Origin of the sequence: Bradyrhizobium sp. LVM 105, assembly GCF_003957705.1 — a bacterium.
In the GTDB taxonomy this organism is placed as follows: domain Bacteria; phylum Pseudomonadota; class Alphaproteobacteria; order Rhizobiales; family Xanthobacteraceae; genus Bradyrhizobium; species Bradyrhizobium frederickii.
Genome location: NZ_QZMV01000005.1, coordinates 63,791 through 81,447 on the forward strand (window position 1 = coordinate 63,791; position 17,657 = coordinate 81,447).

Sequence of the window (17,657 nt, forward strand, 5' to 3'; positions counted from 1 at the left end):
TTACGCCGCGATGAACTCGTTCCACTTGCGGACCATGTAGTCGTTCTCGTCCATCACGGCGTTCCAGCAGGCGACGCCGCCCATGCGGTCCTCGTAGGAGCCGCCGTCGCGCACCGCGCCTGCCTTCTCGAGCAGCGAGCCGTCGGGCGCCTTGATGTCCTTCTCGGCCGGCTTGCCCTCCATCCAATAGGCCCACTCGTAGGGCTCCATATGCGCCTTCGCGGTGGAGAGCACGGCGGAGTAGTAACCCTGGCGATTGAGATAGGCGCCGGCATAGCCGGACAGGAACCAGTTCACGAACTCATAGGCCCATTCGAGCTTGGGACCCGAGACGCCCTTGGAGACGCAGAAGCCGGAGGCCCAGGAGCGATAGCCTTCCTTGAGCGGCTGGAACGTGCAGGGAATTCCCATCGAGCGCACCTTGGTGACCGCCGGCGACCACATCGACTGGATCACGGTCTCACCCGATGCCATCAGGTTGACGCTCTCGTTGAAGTCTTTCCAGAAGGCGCGGAACTGGCCGGCCTTCTTGGCTTCGGTCATCACCTTCATGGTGAGATCGATCTCTTCCTTGGTCATGTTGCCCTTGTCGGCATATTTGTACTTGCCGGAGGCTTCCACGACCATCGCGGCATCCATGATGCCGATCGAGGGGATGTTGAGAATCGAGGCCTTGCCCTTGAATTCGGGATTGAGCAGCTCGGACCAGGAGCTGATCGGCCGCTTGATCAGGTCGGGGCGGATGCCGAGCGTGTCGGCATTGTAGACGGTCGGGATCAGCGTCACGAATTCGGTCGCCGACGTCGCGAACTTCTTGGAGTCCTTGCCTTCGAGGTAAAGCACCTTCCAGGGTGCCGTGCCCTGGCCGCCGATCTTCTTGCCGCCGGGCGTCTCGCCCTTGGTGAAGACAGGCGTGATGTTGTCGAACTGTTTGATCTTCCTGGCGTCGAGCGCAAGGATGTTGCCCGACGGCACGATCTTCTTCAGCGAGAAATATTCGGTGTCCAGCACGTCGAAGGAGTTCGGCTGGGTCATCACGCGCTTGGTGACGTCGTCGGTGGTCGCGGTGATGTATTCGATCTTGATTCCGGTGTCCTTCAGGCACTGCTTGGCGATGTCGTCGCCCTCGTTCACGGCGGTGCCGAGATAGCGCAGCACCTTGGCATCGGCCGACTTCACATAGGGAAAGCCGGTGATGGCGCCGGAGCCGGCGGCGAGGCCGGCAAGACTTGCGGTGCCCTTGAGCAGCGTACGGCGGTTGAGGCCGGTCTTCCTGGTCGTCTCGGTCATTTCCCTCACTCCTCTAGTGTTGCACATGTTCCAAGATGAAGGGCGCTATTGCAGGCGTTGCGCCTTGGCGGGATCCCAGGTCGCCAGCACGCGATCGCCCGGACGGAACGGGTGGACGTCGAAAGTGGCTTCGGGAACGTGGGAGAACAGGGCGGTGCCGTCGTCGAGCGTGAGCGAGACGGCGATGTAGGAGCCCTGGTACTCGGTCTGGGTCAGCAGCGCCGGCGCGCCGAAGGCGCCGTCAGCAAACGGCGCGATGCCGAGCTGATCGGCGCGCACGGCGATGAGCTTGCCGGCGTCGCTGAGCACGTTGTGGCCGCCGATGAAGCGCGCCACGAATTCGGTGCGGGGATGGTGGAAGATGTCGCGGGCCGTGCCCTGCTGCTCGATCCGGCCGTGGTTCATCACCACGATGTGGTCGGCCAGCGCCATCGCCTCTTCCTGGCCGTGGGTGACCTGGATGAAGCTGATGCCGAGCTCGCGCTGCAATCGCTTCAGCTCGCCGCGCATCCTGACCCTCAGGAACGGATCGAGGGCGGAGAGCGGCTCGTCGAGCAAGAGAATCTGCGGCTCGGTGATCAGCGCGCGGGCCAGCGCGACGCGCTGCTGCTGGCCGCCGGAGAGCTGCGCCGGCAGCCGGCCCGCATATTGGCTCATCGCCACCAGCTCCAGCAATTCGCCGGCGCGCCTGTGGCGCGTCGTCTTGTCGATGCCGCGCATCTTCAGGGCGAAGGCGACGTTGTCGAGCACGGAGAGATGCGGAAACAGCGCGTAGGACTGAAACATCATCGCGGTGCCGCGCTCGGCCGGCGGCAGGTCGGTGACGTTCTGGCTACCCAGGATGATGTCGCCCTCGCTAACGGCCTCGTGGCCCGCGATCATGCGCAAGGTCGAGGTCTTGCCGCAGCCGGACGGACCGAGCAGGCAGCAATAGGTGCCGGCCGGGATCTTCAAATTGACGGTGTCGACCGCCAGCGTCGTGTCATAGCGCTTGGTGACGGCGACCAGTTCGAGAGCGGCGGGAGTGGCCATGGCGTGTCCAAGGAGGGGCGGTGCTGCCGCTCTCTCCGCAAGGTCCGTGCCAACCGCCGCCTTGCCGGTCGAATTGCGAAACTGTGCAGCGGAGTCAGATCGTTAGATCGAATCCGGCGCCTCGGTCCCGCCCGCCCTGTGTGCAGCCGTCTGCACACAAAACGGGCGAGGATTGTATAAACTTTCGCCTGTGATTGCATACAGCTCGTCGACTAACATTCGAAAGCGAATGTCGTCGATCGAGCACTCAAGCCCAATCTCGGACTCATGGCCGCCAAGCCCCGCCGCAAATCCGACGCGCCCGATGCGAACGATCGCGTCAGCCGCATCCGGGAGGGTGTGACCGCCGCGATCCTCGAGCATCGTCTGCTGCCGGGCACCAAGCTCGGCGAGGACGAGATCGGCGAGATCTACGGCGCAAGCCGCACGCTGGTCCGCACCGCGCTTCAGCAGCTCGCGCATGAGGGCATCGTCAACATCGAGAAGAACCGTGGCGCCTTCGTCGCGCGGCCGACGCCGGCCGATGCCCGTGAAGTGTTCGAGGCGCGCCGCCTGATCGAGCCCACCATCGTCGATCACGCCATCGATGCGGTGACGCCGGACTGGATCGATCGCCTCCAGCAGCATCTTGCCGAGGAACGCGAGGCCGAGCTGCGCGGCGATGCCCGAGCCTCGGTCCGGCTCTCCGGAGAGTTTCACCGTCTGGTCGCGGAGATGAGCGGCCACAGCATCTATCTCGGCTTCCTGAAGGAGCTGATCGCGCGCTCCTCGCTCATCATCCTGCTCTACCGCCGCCACGACACGCCGGCCTGCGGCACCGAGCATCACGCCGGCATCGTCGCCGCGATTCGCAAACGCGACAAGCAGGCCGCGCGCGCGCAGATGCTGTCGCATCTGGACGAGATCGAAGCCGAGCTGTTTCTGAAGGACCCCGTGCCCGACGAGCTGCGGCTCGCGGACGTGCTCGGTGCGTGAGCGACAACGGCGCAGGCCGCGGGAGTGACGGTGCGGGAATCTATTGCGGCTCCAACCCGAGAGTCTTGATCGATTCGAGCCAGACCGGCCCTTCCTTTTGGTAGAGCGCAATCGAAGATGCGCGATCCATTGCCGGGGAGTCGACCCCGAAGGCATCGAGCAGCTTCTGCACGCGCTCCGTCTTGCCGCCTTCGACCATCAGCTTGGCGAGCAGGTCGATCCGGTCTGCTGGCATCGCCGCAGGCGCCACCAGCGCGGTAAAGCTCGTGAGCTGGAAGACATTCCCAGTGACGCCTTGCTCGGCGAACGTCCGGGTCTCGGGCAGCTTCTTCATGCGCACCGGTGTCGGCACGGCGATCGGGCGGCCGACGCCGGTATCGAGCACCGGAAGCGCGGCCTGATAGCTCCCGACGGCCGCCTGGATCACCCCGGCGGCAAAATCCTGCCACATCGGCGCTTCGCCGCGGTAATGCACGATGGAAATGTCGAGACCGAATTGGCGGTTGAGTTCGGCGATCGCAATGTGCGCGAACGAGCCGATCCCGTATGAGCCGGCCGTGACCTTGTTGTGCCGCGCATAAGCGACGAACTCTTCGATCGTCTTTGCATTGGTGGCAGAATGGACCACCAGCGGCAGATGGCCCGAAGGCGTGAGCGCGACGATGGTGAAATCCTTGTCGGGATCATAGGCCAGCGATTTCAGCAGCAACCGGTTACCGAGCAGGGTGGACGAGATCGTGTACATCAGCGTGTAGCCGTCCGGTGGCGAGTCCTTCACCAATTGCGCCGCCAGCGCGCCGCTGGCCCCGGTCTTGTTCTCGACGATCACGGGCTGCCCAAGCTTCTGCGAGATGTAATCGCCGTAGGCGCGGGCGAAGGCATCGGTGATGCCGCCTGGCGGCGTGGAGACGACGATCCTGATCGCCCGGGTCGGCCAGGCGTCGGCCCAAGCCGTCTCAGTGGCAGCCAGCGTCAGGCATGCAATTGCGGCCGCCAGAATTCTCGTGGATGTCCACACTTCGGCTTCCCCCTTTTCCCTGTGTCATTGGGCAGCGCAGCCGCCGGACCGAGGTGTCACATGGGGTGGAGAGTGCGTCAAGAAATCAAAATATCGTTTCACTGTATGAAATGGCTACTTGCGGCGGAGGGATGACGTGCCTGGTGCGGCGAGCTTGGCGCCGAGCGCCTCCGCCAGTGCGGAGGCGACTTTCTTCATTTGAGGCACGAAGCGGCGTATGCCGTCCTCGGGAGTGACCGCTTCGCGCAGCATCATCACGTTCATGCTGCCGAACAGCCGGTTCGGAAGCGCAACGGGAACGCCAAGCGCCCAGACCGCGCCGCCGAAGATGCTGCGGCTGTAGCTGTCGTCCATGACCGCAAATCCGGCTTTGCGGATCGTGCGCAGCGTCTTGGCGAGCTTGTCGGGGTTGCGCGCCAGATCGTTCCAGGGCTCTGGGCTGAGGGCAAGACGTGCGGCGATGCGTTCCTGCTCGGCTGGCTCGCAGAAGGCGAGATAGGCGCGCCCCATCGAGGTGCCCAGAACAGGAAAGCGGAAACCCGGCGGCCGGCTGAACAGCAGCGACCCGTCCACCCGCGTCGTGTGGGCGATGACCATGGATTCCTGATCGAGCACGGCAATGTCTGAGGGCCAGTGGATCTGCTTGCGGAATTTGTTGAGGATGGGTTCGGCGATGCCGCCGATCCAGGTGGGCTCGTCATAGCCCGCGCTGAGCAGCAGCGCCCGTCCCGTGGGCGCGTAGCTGGCCGGCTCGGTACGACGCATCACATAGCCTTCATGCTCCAGCGTCTCGAGCATGCGGACGATCGTTGCCTTGTTCAGCCCTGTCGCCTTGTGCAGCGAGCCGACGGTCGACTGCCGTTCCTGGTTGATCACCCGCAGGACTTCGAGACCCCTGGACAACGCGATGACGGGGCGGAACGACGTCATGGCAGTTCCTCGTGATTGCCTGTGCCATTACCCAATGAAGCAACCGGCGGACTAGTCAACAGCGCTGTTCCGGCTGGCGAGGCGGCCACTCCTATCCTGCGTGACAAGGCGCCAAAGAAGTTGCGGCCTGGCTTTGGGGGATGGCTGGTCGCGCGCGAACCGGTCTGGGACGGGGAGGGGTGCGGATGTGACCGGGTCGCGTAAACCTGTTGTCTCGTTCCTAGCGGCGTGCAGGTGCCTTCGCCGGCTTTCGCCGCGTCTGCTTCACGGCGGTGGGACGTCGCTCATAGGCCGCGAGAAACACGTTGATACCATTCTCGATCAGCGCACGATGGCGGGCCGGGCTCGGCGCCTTCATCGACAGCGTCCATTTCAGGATCTCCTTGCCCTGAATCAGGCTGAGAAATTGCGTCGCGGCCATGCCGATGTCGGGAATGTCGAGAAGGCCCTGGGCCTGCGCTGCACGCAGGAAGGCGGCCATTTCGGTGTCGCAGCGCTCCGGTCCCGACTTCATGAAAACTTCCGCCACGCGCGGATGGCGCGAGGCGCAGGACATCACGAGTCTGTGCACGGCAAGCCCGCGCTGGTCGAGAAAGGCTTCGAGGAACGTCGTGCCAATGGCGTGGAGCTCCGCCCGGAGATCGATCCTGCCGCCGTGGTCGCGCCATAGCGTCTTCGGCCCGAAGCGCTTGCACTCCTCGCTCACCAGCGCCAGCAGCAGATCGTCCTTGTCGTCGAAATGGACGTAGAGCGTCGCCTTCGACACGCCGGCCTCGCGTGCGATCGCGTCCATGCTGGTGGCGTCGAAGCCCTGATCGAGAAAGAGGACGCGGGCGCTGTCGAGAATCTGGCGGTGCTTCGCGAGAGCGCGCGGCTTCTGACTTGCATCGGCCGGCTCTCTGGTCTCTCGCGTCTGCGTCTTATGCACTGTTGTTGTCATGAACCCGGTAACTCTACGACTTGACTTTTGGTTCCAACGCGCAGCATACAGCCATTCGGGAAAAAACTAAACGGTTTAGTTCTTTGGCAGCTCCTCTTTCTGGCAGATCCGGACTCGTCCCCTTCATCGCGGGAGGGCGGCGCCCGGCGCGGGCCGTGGCCTGGACCGGCGTCTGGCTCTGCGGCGTTCTGCTGGCGTCCTGCGCCGTCGGCCCGGACTTCGGGTCGCCGGCCGGCCCCCTGGTGCACGGCTACACGCGCGAGCAGCGTCCCGCCGCCACCACGAGTGCGCCGGTGCCCGGCGGCAATTCTCAGGGCTTCGAAACAGGCAGGGACATTCCCGGCGCCTGGTGGGCGCTATTCCGCTCGCGGCAGCTCAACGCCTTCGTCGAAGAGGCCATCCGCAACCATCCCGACGTGCAGGCGGCGCAGTTCGCGTTGCGCTACGCACGGGAAAACGCGTTGGCGCAGCAGGGCGGCCTGTTTCCCCAGGTCAGCGGCAGCGCCTCGGCGGAGCGCGACCGGGTGACGACGGCGCAGTCGGGACAATGGCCCGCGCAAGGCTCGACCTATACGCTGTACAACGCGTCCGTAAGCGTGTCTTACGCGCTCGACCTCTGGGGCGGCACGCGACGGCAGGTCGAGGCGCTGCAAGCCCAGGCCGACTATCAGGGGTTCAAGCTCGAAGCGACGTATCTGGCGCTGACCGCCAACGTGGTGACGGCCGCGATCACGGATGCCTCGCTACGCGATCAAATCCTCGCGACCGAGGAGATCATCAAGGCGGAGTCGGACCAGCTCGCACGCATCCAGCACCAGTTCGAAATCGGCGCGATCTCGAAGTCCGACGTGCTGTCGCAGGAAGCCACGCTGGCACAGTCGAGGGCGACGCTGGCGCCGCTCCAGAAGCAGCTGGCGCAGCAACGCAATCAGCTGATGGCCTATCTCGGGCGGCTGCCGAGCCAGGATCGTGGCGAGCATCTCAGGCTCGCCGAGCTGCGCCTGCCGCAGCGGCTTCCGGTGTCGCTGCCCTCGGCGCTGGTGCGGCAGCGCCCCGACATCCGCCAGGCCGAGGCGACCTTGCATCAGGCGACGGCGACAGTCGGCGTCGGCATCGCCAACCTGCTGCCGCAGCTCACGCTCTCCGGCAGCTACGGCGCCAGCGGCCCCGAGCGGCTGTTCTCGCCCGACACGATCGTCTGGAGCGCCGCCTCCAGCGTCAGCCAGAAGATTTTCGACGGCGGCACGCTGTACCACACCAAGGAGGCCGATGTGGCGGCGTTCGAGCAGGATCTCGCGCTGTACAAGAGCACGGTCGTGACCGCGTTCCAGAACGTCGCGGATTCGCTGCGCGCCATCCAGTACGACGCGGCGACGCTGAAGGCGCAGGCCGCGGCCGAGAAGGCGACGGCGGACAGCCTGGCGATGGCGGTCGAGCAGTTCAAGACCGGGGCGGTGCCCTACGCCAACGTCATCAACGCTCAGCAATCCTACCTGAATTCGCGGGTGTCGCGCATCAAGGCGCAGGCCACCCGCTTCACCGACACCGCCGCGCTGTTCCAGGCGCTCGGCGGCGGATGGTGGAATCGCATGGACGAGACACCGGACGCGCTGCCGCGCGCCAATGCCGGGTACTTCGCCGGCACCGACAAGAAGACCGAGGACGCGTTGCGATGATGAAGCGGATGACAATCATGCTGTGCGGGATGGCGATCCTGTTCGGCGGCCTGTACGGATTCCAGACCTTCAAGGAGATCATGATCAGGAAGGCGATCGGCGCGATGGCCAATCCGCCGCAGACCGTCTCCACCGTGATGGCCGCCAACGCGCCCTGGCAGTCGAGCCAGAGCGCGGTCGGCTCGCTGCGCGCGGTGAACGGCGCCGATCTCGCGCTGCAGGTCGCCGGTATCGTGCAGAGCATCGAATTCACCTCCGGCGACAGCGTCGCGGCGGGACAGACCCTGTTGTCGCTGGTGGCGACCGACGACGTCGCCAAGCTCCGCTCGTTGCAGGCCACGGCCGAGAACTACGCCATCGTGCTCAAGCGCGACGAGGAGCAGATCAAGTTCAATGCGGTGAGCCAGGCGACGGTCGACAGCGACAAGGCGAACCTGAAGAACGCCCAGGCCCTGGTGGAGCAGCAGAAGGCTCTCCTCGAGCAGAAGTCGCTGAAGGCGCCGTTCTCGGGACGCCTCGGTATCCGCGCCGTCGATCTCGGCCAGTATCTCTCCGCCGGCACCAGCATCGTCACGCTGCAGAGTCTCGATCCGATCTATGTCGACTTCTACCTGCCGCAGCAGGCGCTGGCCTCGATCCGCATCGGGCAAGACGTGTCGGTCGCAGTCGATGCCTTTCCGGCCGAGCGCTTCACCGGGCAGATCACCGCGATCAATGCCAAGGTGGATTCAGCCAGCCGCAACGTCCAGGTTCGCGCCACCTTGCGCAACGGCGAGGCCCGGCTGCTGCCGGGCATGTTCGCAAAGGTCGAGATCGCGGTCGGCAAGCCCGAGCAGGTCGTCACCGTGCCGCTGACGGCGATCGTCAGCAATTCCTACGGCGATCTGGTCTACCTCGTCGACGAACTCCATGACGGGCAGGGCACCGCGCGGCAGATGTTCGTCAAGACGAGGCCCGCGAAGGGCGATCGCGTCGCGGTCAACGATGGGATCAAGCCGGGCGAGACCGTGGTCATCGCCGGCCAGCTGAAGCTGCGCAACGGCAGTCCGGTGAAGATCGACAATTCACACGTGCCTCAGGCGGAAGCCGCGCCGAACATCGTCGATCAGTAGACTTGGTCGATCAGTAGGCTTGGCGACGGCGCGGCCGATACCGCAACAACGAGTGGCGAGAAACGAGTTCAGGACAAGATGCGCTTCACCGATATCTTCATCCGCCGGCCGGTCCTGGCGCTGGTCGTCAGCGCCCTCATTCTGGTGCTCGGCCTGCGCTCGATGACGACGCTGTCGATCCTGCAATATCCGCGTACCCAGAACGCCATCGTCACGGTGTCGACGACCTATGCCGGCGCCGATTCCGACATCATCGCCGGCTTCATCACGACGCCGCTGGAAAATGCCATCGCCCAGGCCAACGGCATCGACTACATGACGTCGAATAGCGTCACGGGCTCCAGCACCATCACGGTCAATCTGCGCCTGAACTACGATTCCGGCAAGGCGATGACGGAGATCAACGCCAAGGTCAACTCGGTGCTGAACCAGTTCCCGACCGGCACGCAGCAGCCCACGCTGACGCTCAAGGTCGGCCAGACCATCGATGCGATGTATATCGGCTTCGCCAGCGACGTGCTGGCGCCGAACCAGATCACCGACTATCTGACGCGCGTGGTGCAGCCGCGGCTCCAGGCCGTCACCGGCGTGCAGACCGCCGAGCTCCTCGGCGCCAAGAAGTTCGCGCTCCGCGCCTGGCTCGATCCCGACAAGCTGGCCGCCTATGGCCTCACCGCGAGCGACGTCTCAACCGCGCTGTCCGGCAACGATTACATCTCCGGCCTCGGCGCCACCAAGGGTCGGCTGGTGCAGGTCGATCTCGCCGCCTCGACCAACCTGCATTCGCTGGAGCAGTACCGCAACCTCGTGGTCAAGACCGTCAACGGCGCGATCATCCGGCTGCGCGACGTCGCCAACGTCACGCTCGGAAACGACGATTACGACAGCGAGACGCGCTTCAACGGCAAGACCGCGGTCTATATCGGCATCCAGGCGGCCCCGACCGCCAATCTGCTCGACGTCATCAACGGTGTGAAGGCGATCCTGCCCGATATCAAGGCGCAGCTGCCGAACGGCCTGGTCGGCGAGGTGCTCTACGACTCCACCGACTTCGTCAATTCCTCGATCAGCGAAGTCATCCACTCCCTGCTGGAAGCGGTGGTGATCGTGATCGCCGTGGTCTTCCTGTTTCTGGGCTCGTGGCGCTCCGTGCTGATCCCCGTCATCGCCATCCCGTTGTCGCTGATCGGCACGTTCGGCCTGATGCTGCTGATGGGCTTCTCCATCAACCTCTTGACTTTGCTGGCGTTGGTGCTGGCGATCGGTCTCGTCGTCGACGACGCCATCATCGTGGTGGAGAGCGTGCACCGGCTGATCGACGAAGGCGTGTCGCCGGTCGAGGCGGCGATCCAGTCCGCCCGCGCGCTGGCGAGCCCGATCATCGCCATGACCATCGTGCTGATCGCGGTCTACGTGCCCGTGGGCTTTCAGGGCGGCCTTACCGGTGCGCTGTTCACCGAATTCGCCTTCACGCTCGCCGGTGCCGTCACCGTATCCGCGGTGATCGCGCTGACGCTGTCGCCGATGAACTGCGCCTGGCTGTTGCGCCGGACCGAGCGCGACGCGACCCATTGGGAAGCGCGCCTGGTGCGACGGATCGATCACGTGCTGGAGTGGCTCTCCAGCGCCTATCGGCGTCGGCTGGAGGCCGTGTTCGCGATGAAGCCGGTCGTGGCCGTGTTCGCGCTGCTGCTGCTCGCCGGCATTCCCTGGCTCTATGCGACCTCGACCAGCGAGCTCGCACCGGACGAGGATCAGGGCGTCATCCTCTCCCTGACGACCGCAGCGCCGTCGGCGACGCTGGAGCAACGGCAGTTCTATGGCCGGCAGCTTTTCGACCTCATCGCCAAGCGGCCGGAGACCGCCACCGTGTTCCAGATAGACACCTCGACGCAGGTGATCAGCGGCTGGGTGCTGAAGCCGTGGGAGCAGCGCGCGCTGACGACGAAGACGCTTCAGCCCGACTTCCAGAACCTGCTCAACACCATCGCCGGCACGCGCACGGTCGCTTTCCAGCCGTCGCCGCTGCCCGGCAGCAACGGCCTTCCGATCCAGTTCGTGATCGGCACCACCGGCTCCTACGACGAACTGGACACAGTCTCGCGCAATTTCATGTTGCAGGCGCTGAAGAGCGGCCAGTTCATCTTCCTCGATACCGATCTCAAGGTCGACAAGCCGCAGACAATGGTCACCTTCGACCGCGACAAGGCCGGCGACCTCGGCCTCAAGATGAGCGACCTCGGCGGGTCGCTCGCCACCATGCTGGGCGGCAATTATCTCGACTATTTCAGCCTGGACGGCCGCTCCTACAAGGTGATTCCGCAAGTCCGCCAGAACGAGCGGCTCAACGCCGATCAGCTGCTCGGCTATTACATCAAGGCGAGCGACAATTCGATGGTGCCGCTGTCGACCGTCGCGCATCTCGAGAACAGGACCGTTCCGCAGTCGCGCAACCACTTCCAGCAGATCAATGCGGCGACGATCTCGGGCGTCGCGATGCCGACGGTGTCGATGGGCAGCGCGCTCGCCACGCTCAAGGATATCGCGAAGTCCCTGCCGGTCGGCTATACGATCGACTACGGCGGCGCCTCGCGCCAGCTCGAACAGGAATCGGGCGGCTTCGTCACGACGTTCGCTTTCGCCGTCATCATCATCTTCCTGGCGCTCGCCGCGCTGTTCAACAGCTTCCTCGATCCCATCGTCATCCTGATCTCGGTGCCGATGTCGCTGGCCGGCGCCCTGATCTTCATCAGCCTCGGCATCGGCGGTGCCAGCCTCAACATCTACACCCAGGTCGGGCTGCTCACCCTGATGGGCCTCGTCAGCAAGCACGGCATTCTGATGGTCGAGGTGGCCAACGAATTGCGCCTGGAGGGCAAGCCGGCGACGGACGCGATCATCGAGGCCGCGACGATCCGGCTGCGGCCGATCCTGATGACCACCGCGGCGATGGTGCTGGGCGTCGTTCCGCTGATCACCGCGAGCGGGGCGGGCGCGGTGTCGCGCTACAACATGGGGCTCGTCATCGCGACCGGCTTGTCGATCGGCACGCTGTTCACGCTGTTCGTGGTGCCCGTTGCTTACGCCCTGATCGCGCGGTCGGCTGCGGCTCCGGCTGCCGCCGAGGCCGCGCCGGCATAGCCCAAAAAGTTGCGGCCAGCCATTGGGGGATGGCTGGCCGCGCGCGAACCGGTCTGGGACGGGGAGGGGTGGGGATGTGACCGGGTCGCGTAACCTGTTGTCTCGTTCCTGATCTCTTGCCTAGTCTCTGGCGCTGGCGGTGGAGACCGCCGGCTTGGTATCGCCGAGCGAGACCCAGACGTTGGGATCGCTCTGCGACTGGCGCTTGACGAAGCGGTAGCCTGTCTCGGTCCAGGCAACGACGTTCTCGTTCTGATTGTCGAGAACGAACTCGCCCTTGTCGGTCTTCACCGTCAGCACCGCGTGTCCTTCGCCCTTCTTGTCGCGCACGACGGTGATGAGCAGGGCCTGGCGCGGCCATCCGGCATCGATCAGCATCTTGCGCTTCAACAGCACGTAGTCTTCACAGTCGCCGTAACCGTCTGATGGCAGCGACCATTTCTCGATCACGCCCCAGTGCTCCTGGTCGGTCAAAGGCTTGACGGTCTCGTTGACCCAGCGATTGACCTTGACGAGGTCGCGCCATGCGCCCTGCGACATCACGATGTCGCGCGGCTGCGCCGGTGCGCCCTGGCACTGCGCGGCGTTGTCCGCACAGAATTCGACCCAGCCGATCGGTGCACGCGTGGCGTCACCGAGGCTCGCGTAGAGCAGACGGCTTTCGCCGGCCTGCGCTGTCGCGCCGATCCCGAAGAGCATGGCGGCCAGCGCCAGCCCTTTCCCCTGTCCCCTGAAATCAAACATTGCGGCCCCCGTTTCTTGTTGGGACCACAATTCGCACGGAGCTTTTGCGTTGCCGCTAAGTCGACCAAGTCAAGTCGAGACGAATGCAAGTAAAACCTGCGCCGAATTCGATCTATACTTGAATCGAATTCTCGTAAAATTTGAAACGACTGCAATTGATTCAAACTTTATCGATTAACGCGGAAACGCTGACGGAACGGCCATTTCCACGTCGAAACGGGCGCGCGTTAACCCGCCCTAACGCCGTCAGGTCGCATGAAAAAGGCGGCGTCCGCATCGCGGAGGCCGCCTTCAGGGCTGGAAATACAGGGGTTTTGCCGCCCGCGCGCTTTACCGCGCGGTAACGCTCTCTTCGAGTGTCTCGATCGGCTGCTCGTGCAGGAACTCCAGCGCGAAGCCGTCTTCGATGTTTCGGACCACGCGGCCCTGGACCCGGCCGAGCAGGACGGTCGATTTCAGCGGCGGCCGGTTCTCCGCGGCGATGGCAGCGCCTGACAGCGAGAGGTCGATGATGCGGCAGGTCATCTTGGTGCCGTCCTCGAGCGTCAGCACCGCGATCGGGTTGCGCGGCACGATACGGTCGTGACGGCGGTCCTCCGGCAGGTTGAGGATGTCGCGGTTGGCGAGCCAGGTCAGCTGCGCGGCGAGCTTGTCGCGCTTCCGGGGCGTCGCCCCGATCGTCATGGCGAAGCCGTTGTCGATGATGCGGGTGATCTTGCCCTCGACGCGGCCGATATGATCGAGATAGGCGACCACGCGGTCGCCGACATTGCCGATGCCGGGGGCGAGCAACGCGAGGCCGCCCGGCGACATGTTGATCACCTGGCAGGGGAATTCGCGGCGGTCCGGCAGCATGTAGCGGCCGAGCAGGTGCACCTTCACCCGCTGGAAGCGCCGACGCTCCTCGGCGGCCGGAAGAAATTTTTTGTTCGCCAACGCCATTTTCAACACCCGACCCCCCGCCCGGGCGGAGTCCGGGACGACCCTAAGGTGCATAGGGTTAATGTCGCGTTAGGATTGGATGAGGCGGTCACGGACAGACACAATGCGTCCGAAAGACCACACCCAAAGCCGCTCAAGCCGGCTTCGTCGCCCGCCGCTGCAGCACGACCAGCATTGCCAGCAGCAGCGCGGCCGACAGGCCGAGCGACCAGTGAATGCCGATCGCCGCGCCAAACAGCCCGACCGTGATGCCGCTGAAGGCGCGCATGCCGAGGCCGGCCATATTATAAAGACCGACGACGCGGCCGCGAATGTCGTGCGGCGCATTCAGCTGCACCAGCGCCTGCGCCATGGTGTTGAACGACAGCTCGAAGAAGCCGGCGCAGAACAAGAGCGCGATCGCGACGGGATAGACCGGCACCAGTGCGAAGCCGATCAGCGCCAGGCTCCAGAGCATCGCGAGCATGATCGCCGTGCGCGGCGTGCCCTTGAGGCGGCCCCAGGATTCCAGCGCGATAGCGGCGAGCACCGCGCCGGCGGCGTCGGCCGCGAGCAGCACGCTGTACGAGACGCCGGGATCGCCATGGCCGAGATCGCCGGCAAAGCCCGGCATCTGGGCGTGGTAGGCATTGCCGATCATGAAGGAGGTGAGGCCGGCCAGCCACGTCATCGCCGTCAGCACCGGCTGGGTGCCGATGGCGCGGACGGTCAGCACGATGTCGGCAAGGCCGCGCACGGCGAAGCGCCGCACCGCCACGCTCTTGTCGCGCACCGGTGCCCGGAACAGCCAGAGCAGCATCGGCAGGTAGAACAGCGTGTTGAAGATGATGCCGTGCGAGGTGCCGAGCGTCAGCATGATCACGCCGCCCACCGCAGGCCCGACCAGGATGCCGAGATAGCGCGCCATCGCGTTCAGCCGCACCGCGCTCGGAAGGTCCGCAGGCGCAACGAGGTCGTAGAGCAGCAGCTGGTTCGGCGTCTGCCAGAGCACGCCGGCGCAGCCGTGGATCACCAGCAGCAGCATCGCATGCCACATCTGGATCGTGTCGGTGAGGAAGAAGAAGCCCCATCCGCTCGACGCGACGATGAACAGCAGCATGCCGCACTGAATGATGCGGCGCGGATCGAACCGGTCGGCGAGCCCGCCGACCGCGACCGAGAACAAGAGGAACGGCAGCCAGTGCGACAGCACCGCAAAGCCGGCCAGCGCCGGCGAGTGGAATTTCTGGAACACCACCCAATAGCTGATCACGTGCTCGATATTGTCGGCCATCATCGCCAGCACGTAAGAGCCGAACTGGAGACGGTACGGCACCGATTTCATGGCCGCGAACGAGCCGGACGCGGCCACGGGATTTTGGGGCAGGGGGTTCAAGCGATGACCTGAGGTGAGATTTCATCGGGCCATACACGCTCGTTACTGAGCGCTCAAGACAATTGGACGTGCGTGGGCATCTGCCATGCACTGTCGCCATAACCACCGCCGTCATCCTGAGGTGCGCGCTCTTGCGCGCCTCGAAGGATGAGCCTCAAGCGCTCGTGGCTCATCCTTCGAGGCTCGCCTTGCAATGCTGACGCATCGCAAGGCGAGCACCTCAGGATGACGGCGGTGGTTATAGCCTCGCTGTAGCCAGGATGGAGCGACTTGTCCGCCGTAGCTCGACGAGCGAAGGCGGAAGCGCAATCCGGGGCTGCGGGCTGCCTCTTCGGCCTTCGCTGACTGCGGCGGACAAGTCACCTCATGCAGGTCACGAAATTATCCGCTAACATTGCGCTCATGGAACAGAACAGCCTCTACGACCGCCCCGATCTGTACGACTTGATGGCGCTGCGAGACCCAATCCTCGAACGTTTCTATGTCGAGACGGCGTGCGAGCGCGGCGGCCGCGTTCTCGACCTTGCATGCGGCAGCGGCCGCCTGACCATTCCGCTGGCGCAAGCCGGGCTCGAGGTCGTCGGAGCCGATCTGTCTTCCGTCATGCTTGAGCGCGCGGGGACTTACGCCCGATCGCACGCGGTTGAACCGAGGTTCATTCAGTTGGACATGCGCGACTTCGATCTCGACGAGAGGACCTTCGACACCATTATCGTTGCGATGAATTCGGTCCTGCACCTGCACAGCCTCGACGACTTCGCAGGCTTCTTCAAATCTGTCGGCAGACACCTATCGCCGAACGGCCGGCTCGTGTTCGATGCGTTCCTGCCCAATATCGCCATGCTCAACGCCGATCCCGGCAAGCGCGAGGCGATCGGCACCGTGGTTCACGCTGCACTCGGTACGATCATTGTCGAGGAGACCGCGAGCTACGACCCGCTGACGCAGGTCAAGCATGTGAACTGGTACTGGTCGAGCGAGACCGAGAAGGACTTCTGGAAGGTGCCGTTGCCAATGCGCTGCGTCTTCCCGCAGGAGATGCCGCTGCTAATCGCTTCCGGCGGCCTGAGCCTCATCGAGCGCTTTGGTGATTTCGATCGCCGCCCGCTGACGGCGGGAAGCATGCGGCAGATATGCGTCTGCGGTCTCTAGACCGGCGCGTAGCCCGGATGGAGCGACTTGTCCGCAGTAGCGCGACGAGCGAAGGCGGAAGGGTCGCTCCATGCGGACCACAAGGCGCAGCTTGGCACAAGCCCCCATCTCACATACGCTTCACCTTAGGCCCGCACCAACCAATCATAACAGACGGGCAACGAGGAAACGCCATGCAACAGATCCGCGTTTGCACTCACGCAGGTCCCGGCTCGGAGCCGGTCATCCGCACCGTGCCGTGGCCGAAGGTCGGCAAGAAGGCCGCGCTGATCAAGGTCGGCGCCTGCGGCGTCTGCGGCACCGATTTGCACATTCTGAAGGGACATTGGCCGAAGCCGCTGCCCTGGCCGTTCACGCTCGGGCATGAACTTGGCGGCGTCATCGTCGAATGCGGGGAGGAGTTCACCGAGGACTTCATGAGCAAGCCGCTGACCGTCGGCTCGAAAGTGATGATCCCGCCGCTGATGCCCTGCGGCCATTGCTATTACTGCATCCACTATCCGCAGACTGCGAACAAGTGCCTGACGCCGGTCTATTACGGCCGCTATCTCGGCTTCGACAAGGCGCCGCACATGTGGGGCGGCTGGGCCGAATATGTCTATGTCGATCTCGACATGCTGCCGGGCACCAAGATCTACAAGCTGCCCGACGACATGTCGCTGCGGCTCGGGGCGCTGTCCGAGCCGCTGACCTCCTGCATCCGTGCCTTCAACCGCGCCAGCCGGGCCGGCGGTTTTTCCTGGGGCGATACGGTGGTGATCCAGGGCTCCGGCCCGATCGGTATCTTGGCGGTCGCGGCCGCCAAGGAGATGGGGGCAGGGCGCGTGATCTGCGTCGGCGCGCCGGAGGAGCCGCGGCTCAAGCTCGCGCGCGAGTTCGGTGCGGAGGCGACCGTCAACATCGAGGAGCTGAAGTCGCCGCAGCAGCGCATCGCGCGCGTCCGCGAGATCGTCGGCGGCTTTGGGGCCGATCTCGTGATGGACTGCTCGGGCCATCCGACCGCAGGCCCCGAGGGCATCGAGATGCTGCGCGACGGCGGCACCTATGTCGAGATGGGCCAGTTCACCGACGCCGGCTCGATCGACACCTCCTGGCACCGCATCTGCACCAAGGACCTGAACGTGCTGGGCTCCTGGGGCTTTACCGGCAACGACCTGCCACTCGGCGTGGACATGCTCTACCGGACGCGCGACAAATACCCGTGGCTGAAGATGCAGACGATCTATCCGTTCACGGAAGAGGGCGTCGCGCAGGCGGTGAGGGACGCGATGGCGATGAAGACGGTGAAGTCGACCATCGTACCGTGGCCGGAGCTGGTGGAATGAGGACG

Annotated in this window: 14 protein-coding genes; 6 read left to right on the top strand and 8 right to left on the bottom strand. The window is 64.7% G+C overall.

The genetic code is table 11. The annotated features are described in order from the left end of the window. Together D6B98_RS15580 and D6B98_RS15585 are read right to left on the bottom strand one after the other, a co-directional pair. The gene (locus D6B98_RS15580) at positions 1 to 1,290 is read right to left on the bottom strand and encodes an ABC transporter substrate-binding protein (RefSeq protein ID WP_126257873.1); all 1,290 of its coding nucleotides are present in this window, start codon (positions 1,288 to 1,290) and stop codon (positions 1 to 3) included. 45 nt (positions 1,291 to 1,335) lie between these two features. After that, positions 1,336 to 2,322 (bottom strand): ABC transporter ATP-binding protein, encoded by a 987-nt coding sequence (locus D6B98_RS15585; RefSeq protein WP_126257874.1) that lies wholly within the window; start codon positions 2,320 to 2,322, stop codon positions 1,336 to 1,338. A gap of 267 nt (positions 2,323 to 2,589) precedes the next feature. Here D6B98_RS15585 and D6B98_RS15590 point away from each other — a divergent pair, with 267 nt between their 5' ends. Beyond that, complete coding sequence (locus tag D6B98_RS15590) at positions 2,590 to 3,297, top strand: GntR family transcriptional regulator (protein ID WP_126257875.1); 708 nt, start codon at positions 2,590 to 2,592, stop codon at positions 3,295 to 3,297. Positions 3,298 to 3,337: 40 nt separating this feature from the next. On the opposite strand, the gene D6B98_RS15595 is transcribed toward D6B98_RS15590, so the two are convergent. The 3 genes from D6B98_RS15595 to D6B98_RS15605 all read right to left on the bottom strand — a co-directional run bounded on the left by D6B98_RS15595 (position 3,338) and on the right by D6B98_RS15605 (position 6,173). Beyond that, positions 3,338 to 4,315 carry a Bug family tripartite tricarboxylate transporter substrate binding protein gene (locus D6B98_RS15595; protein WP_126257876.1) on the bottom strand — a complete coding sequence of 326 codons (978 nt, stop codon included), beginning with the start codon at positions 4,313 to 4,315 and terminating at the stop codon, positions 3,338 to 3,340. A 114-nt stretch (positions 4,316 to 4,429) separates the two neighbouring features. After that, entirely contained in the window at positions 4,430 to 5,245 is an 816-nt protein-coding gene (locus D6B98_RS15600; protein ID WP_126257877.1) for a helix-turn-helix domain-containing protein, read from the bottom strand. 220 nt (positions 5,246 to 5,465) lie between these two features. Next, positions 5,466 to 6,173, bottom strand: coding sequence for a TetR/AcrR family transcriptional regulator (locus D6B98_RS15605; RefSeq protein ID WP_245481391.1), 708 nt, complete (start codon positions 6,171 to 6,173; stop codon positions 5,466 to 5,468). A 167-nt stretch (positions 6,174 to 6,340) separates the two neighbouring features. On the opposite strand from D6B98_RS15605, the gene D6B98_RS15610 reads away from it, so the two are divergent. The 3 genes from D6B98_RS15610 to D6B98_RS15620 all read left to right on the top strand — a co-directional run bounded on the left by D6B98_RS15610 (position 6,341) and on the right by D6B98_RS15620 (position 12,114). Then, the gene (locus tag D6B98_RS15610) at positions 6,341 to 7,861 is read left to right on the top strand and encodes an efflux transporter outer membrane subunit (protein WP_164718639.1); all 1,521 of its coding nucleotides are present in this window, start codon (positions 6,341 to 6,343) and stop codon (positions 7,859 to 7,861) included. Next, on the top strand, positions 7,858 to 8,973 hold the full coding sequence (locus D6B98_RS15615; RefSeq protein ID WP_245481392.1) for an efflux RND transporter periplasmic adaptor subunit: 1,116 nt from the start codon (positions 7,858 to 7,860) through the stop codon (positions 8,971 to 8,973). Before D6B98_RS15610 ends, D6B98_RS15615 begins: the two co-directional genes overlap by 4 nt. A 78-nt stretch (positions 8,974 to 9,051) precedes the next feature. After that, entirely contained in the window at positions 9,052 to 12,114 is a 3,063-nt protein-coding gene (locus D6B98_RS15620; protein WP_126257879.1) for an efflux RND transporter permease subunit, read from the top strand. A 120-nt stretch (positions 12,115 to 12,234) separates the two neighbouring features. Here the strand turns inward: D6B98_RS15620 and D6B98_RS15625 are convergent, their stop codons facing one another. From D6B98_RS15625 to D6B98_RS15635, 3 genes are all read right to left on the bottom strand, one after another. Beyond that, entirely contained in the window at positions 12,235 to 12,858 is a 624-nt protein-coding gene (locus tag D6B98_RS15625) for a transglutaminase-like cysteine peptidase (protein WP_164718640.1), read from the bottom strand. Between the two features lie 330 nt (positions 12,859 to 13,188). Next, positions 13,189 to 13,800 carry a PilZ domain-containing protein gene (locus D6B98_RS15630; RefSeq protein WP_061882830.1) on the bottom strand — a complete coding sequence of 204 codons (612 nt, stop codon included), beginning with the start codon at positions 13,798 to 13,800 and terminating at the stop codon, positions 13,189 to 13,191. A gap of 133 nt (positions 13,801 to 13,933) precedes the next feature. Continuing rightward, entirely contained in the window at positions 13,934 to 15,124 is a 1,191-nt protein-coding gene (locus D6B98_RS15635; protein ID WP_164718690.1) for an MFS transporter, read from the bottom strand. A gap of 417 nt (positions 15,125 to 15,541) precedes the next feature. On the opposite strand from D6B98_RS15635, the gene D6B98_RS15640 reads away from it, so the two are divergent. Continuing rightward, the gene (locus tag D6B98_RS15640; RefSeq protein ID WP_126257881.1) at positions 15,542 to 16,327 is read left to right on the top strand and encodes a class I SAM-dependent methyltransferase; all 786 of its coding nucleotides are present in this window, start codon (positions 15,542 to 15,544) and stop codon (positions 16,325 to 16,327) included. Positions 16,328 to 16,500: 173 nt separating this feature from the next. After that, positions 16,501 to 17,652, top strand: coding sequence for a zinc-binding dehydrogenase (locus D6B98_RS15645; protein ID WP_126257882.1), 1,152 nt, complete (start codon positions 16,501 to 16,503; stop codon positions 17,650 to 17,652). Positions 17,653 to 17,657 lie beyond the last annotated feature (5 nt).

What these genes read in the sequence shown, in the direction of transcription:
- D6B98_RS15580 (WP_126257873.1), bottom strand. Translation starts at nt 1,290, where the DNA reads ATGACCGAGACGACCAGGAAGACCGGCCTCAACCGCCGTACGCTGCTC.
- D6B98_RS15585 (WP_126257874.1), bottom strand. Translation starts at nt 2,322, where the DNA reads ATGGCCACTCCCGCCGCTCTCGAACTGGTCGCCGTCACCAAGCGCTAT.
- D6B98_RS15590 (WP_126257875.1), top strand. Translation starts at nt 2,590, where the DNA reads ATGGCCGCCAAGCCCCGCCGCAAATCCGACGCGCCCGATGCGAACGAT.
- D6B98_RS15600 (WP_126257877.1), bottom strand. Translation starts at nt 5,245, where the DNA reads ATGACGTCGTTCCGCCCCGTCATCGCGTTGTCCAGGGGTCTCGAAGTC.
- D6B98_RS15615 (WP_245481392.1), top strand. Translation starts at nt 7,858, where the DNA reads ATGATGAAGCGGATGACAATCATGCTGTGCGGGATGGCGATCCTGTTC.
- D6B98_RS15620 (WP_126257879.1), top strand. Translation starts at nt 9,052, where the DNA reads ATGCGCTTCACCGATATCTTCATCCGCCGGCCGGTCCTGGCGCTGGTC.
- D6B98_RS15625 (WP_164718640.1), bottom strand. Translation starts at nt 12,858, where the DNA reads ATGTTTGATTTCAGGGGACAGGGGAAAGGGCTGGCGCTGGCCGCCATG.
- D6B98_RS15630 (WP_061882830.1), bottom strand. Translation starts at nt 13,800, where the DNA reads ATGGCGTTGGCGAACAAAAAATTTCTTCCGGCCGCCGAGGAGCGTCGG.
- D6B98_RS15635 (WP_164718690.1), bottom strand. Translation starts at nt 15,124, where the DNA reads ATGAAATCGGTGCCGTACCGTCTCCAGTTCGGCTCTTACGTGCTGGCG.
- D6B98_RS15640 (WP_126257881.1), top strand. Translation starts at nt 15,542, where the DNA reads ATGCAGGTCACGAAATTATCCGCTAACATTGCGCTCATGGAACAGAAC.
- D6B98_RS15645 (WP_126257882.1), top strand. Translation starts at nt 16,501, where the DNA reads ATGCAACAGATCCGCGTTTGCACTCACGCAGGTCCCGGCTCGGAGCCG.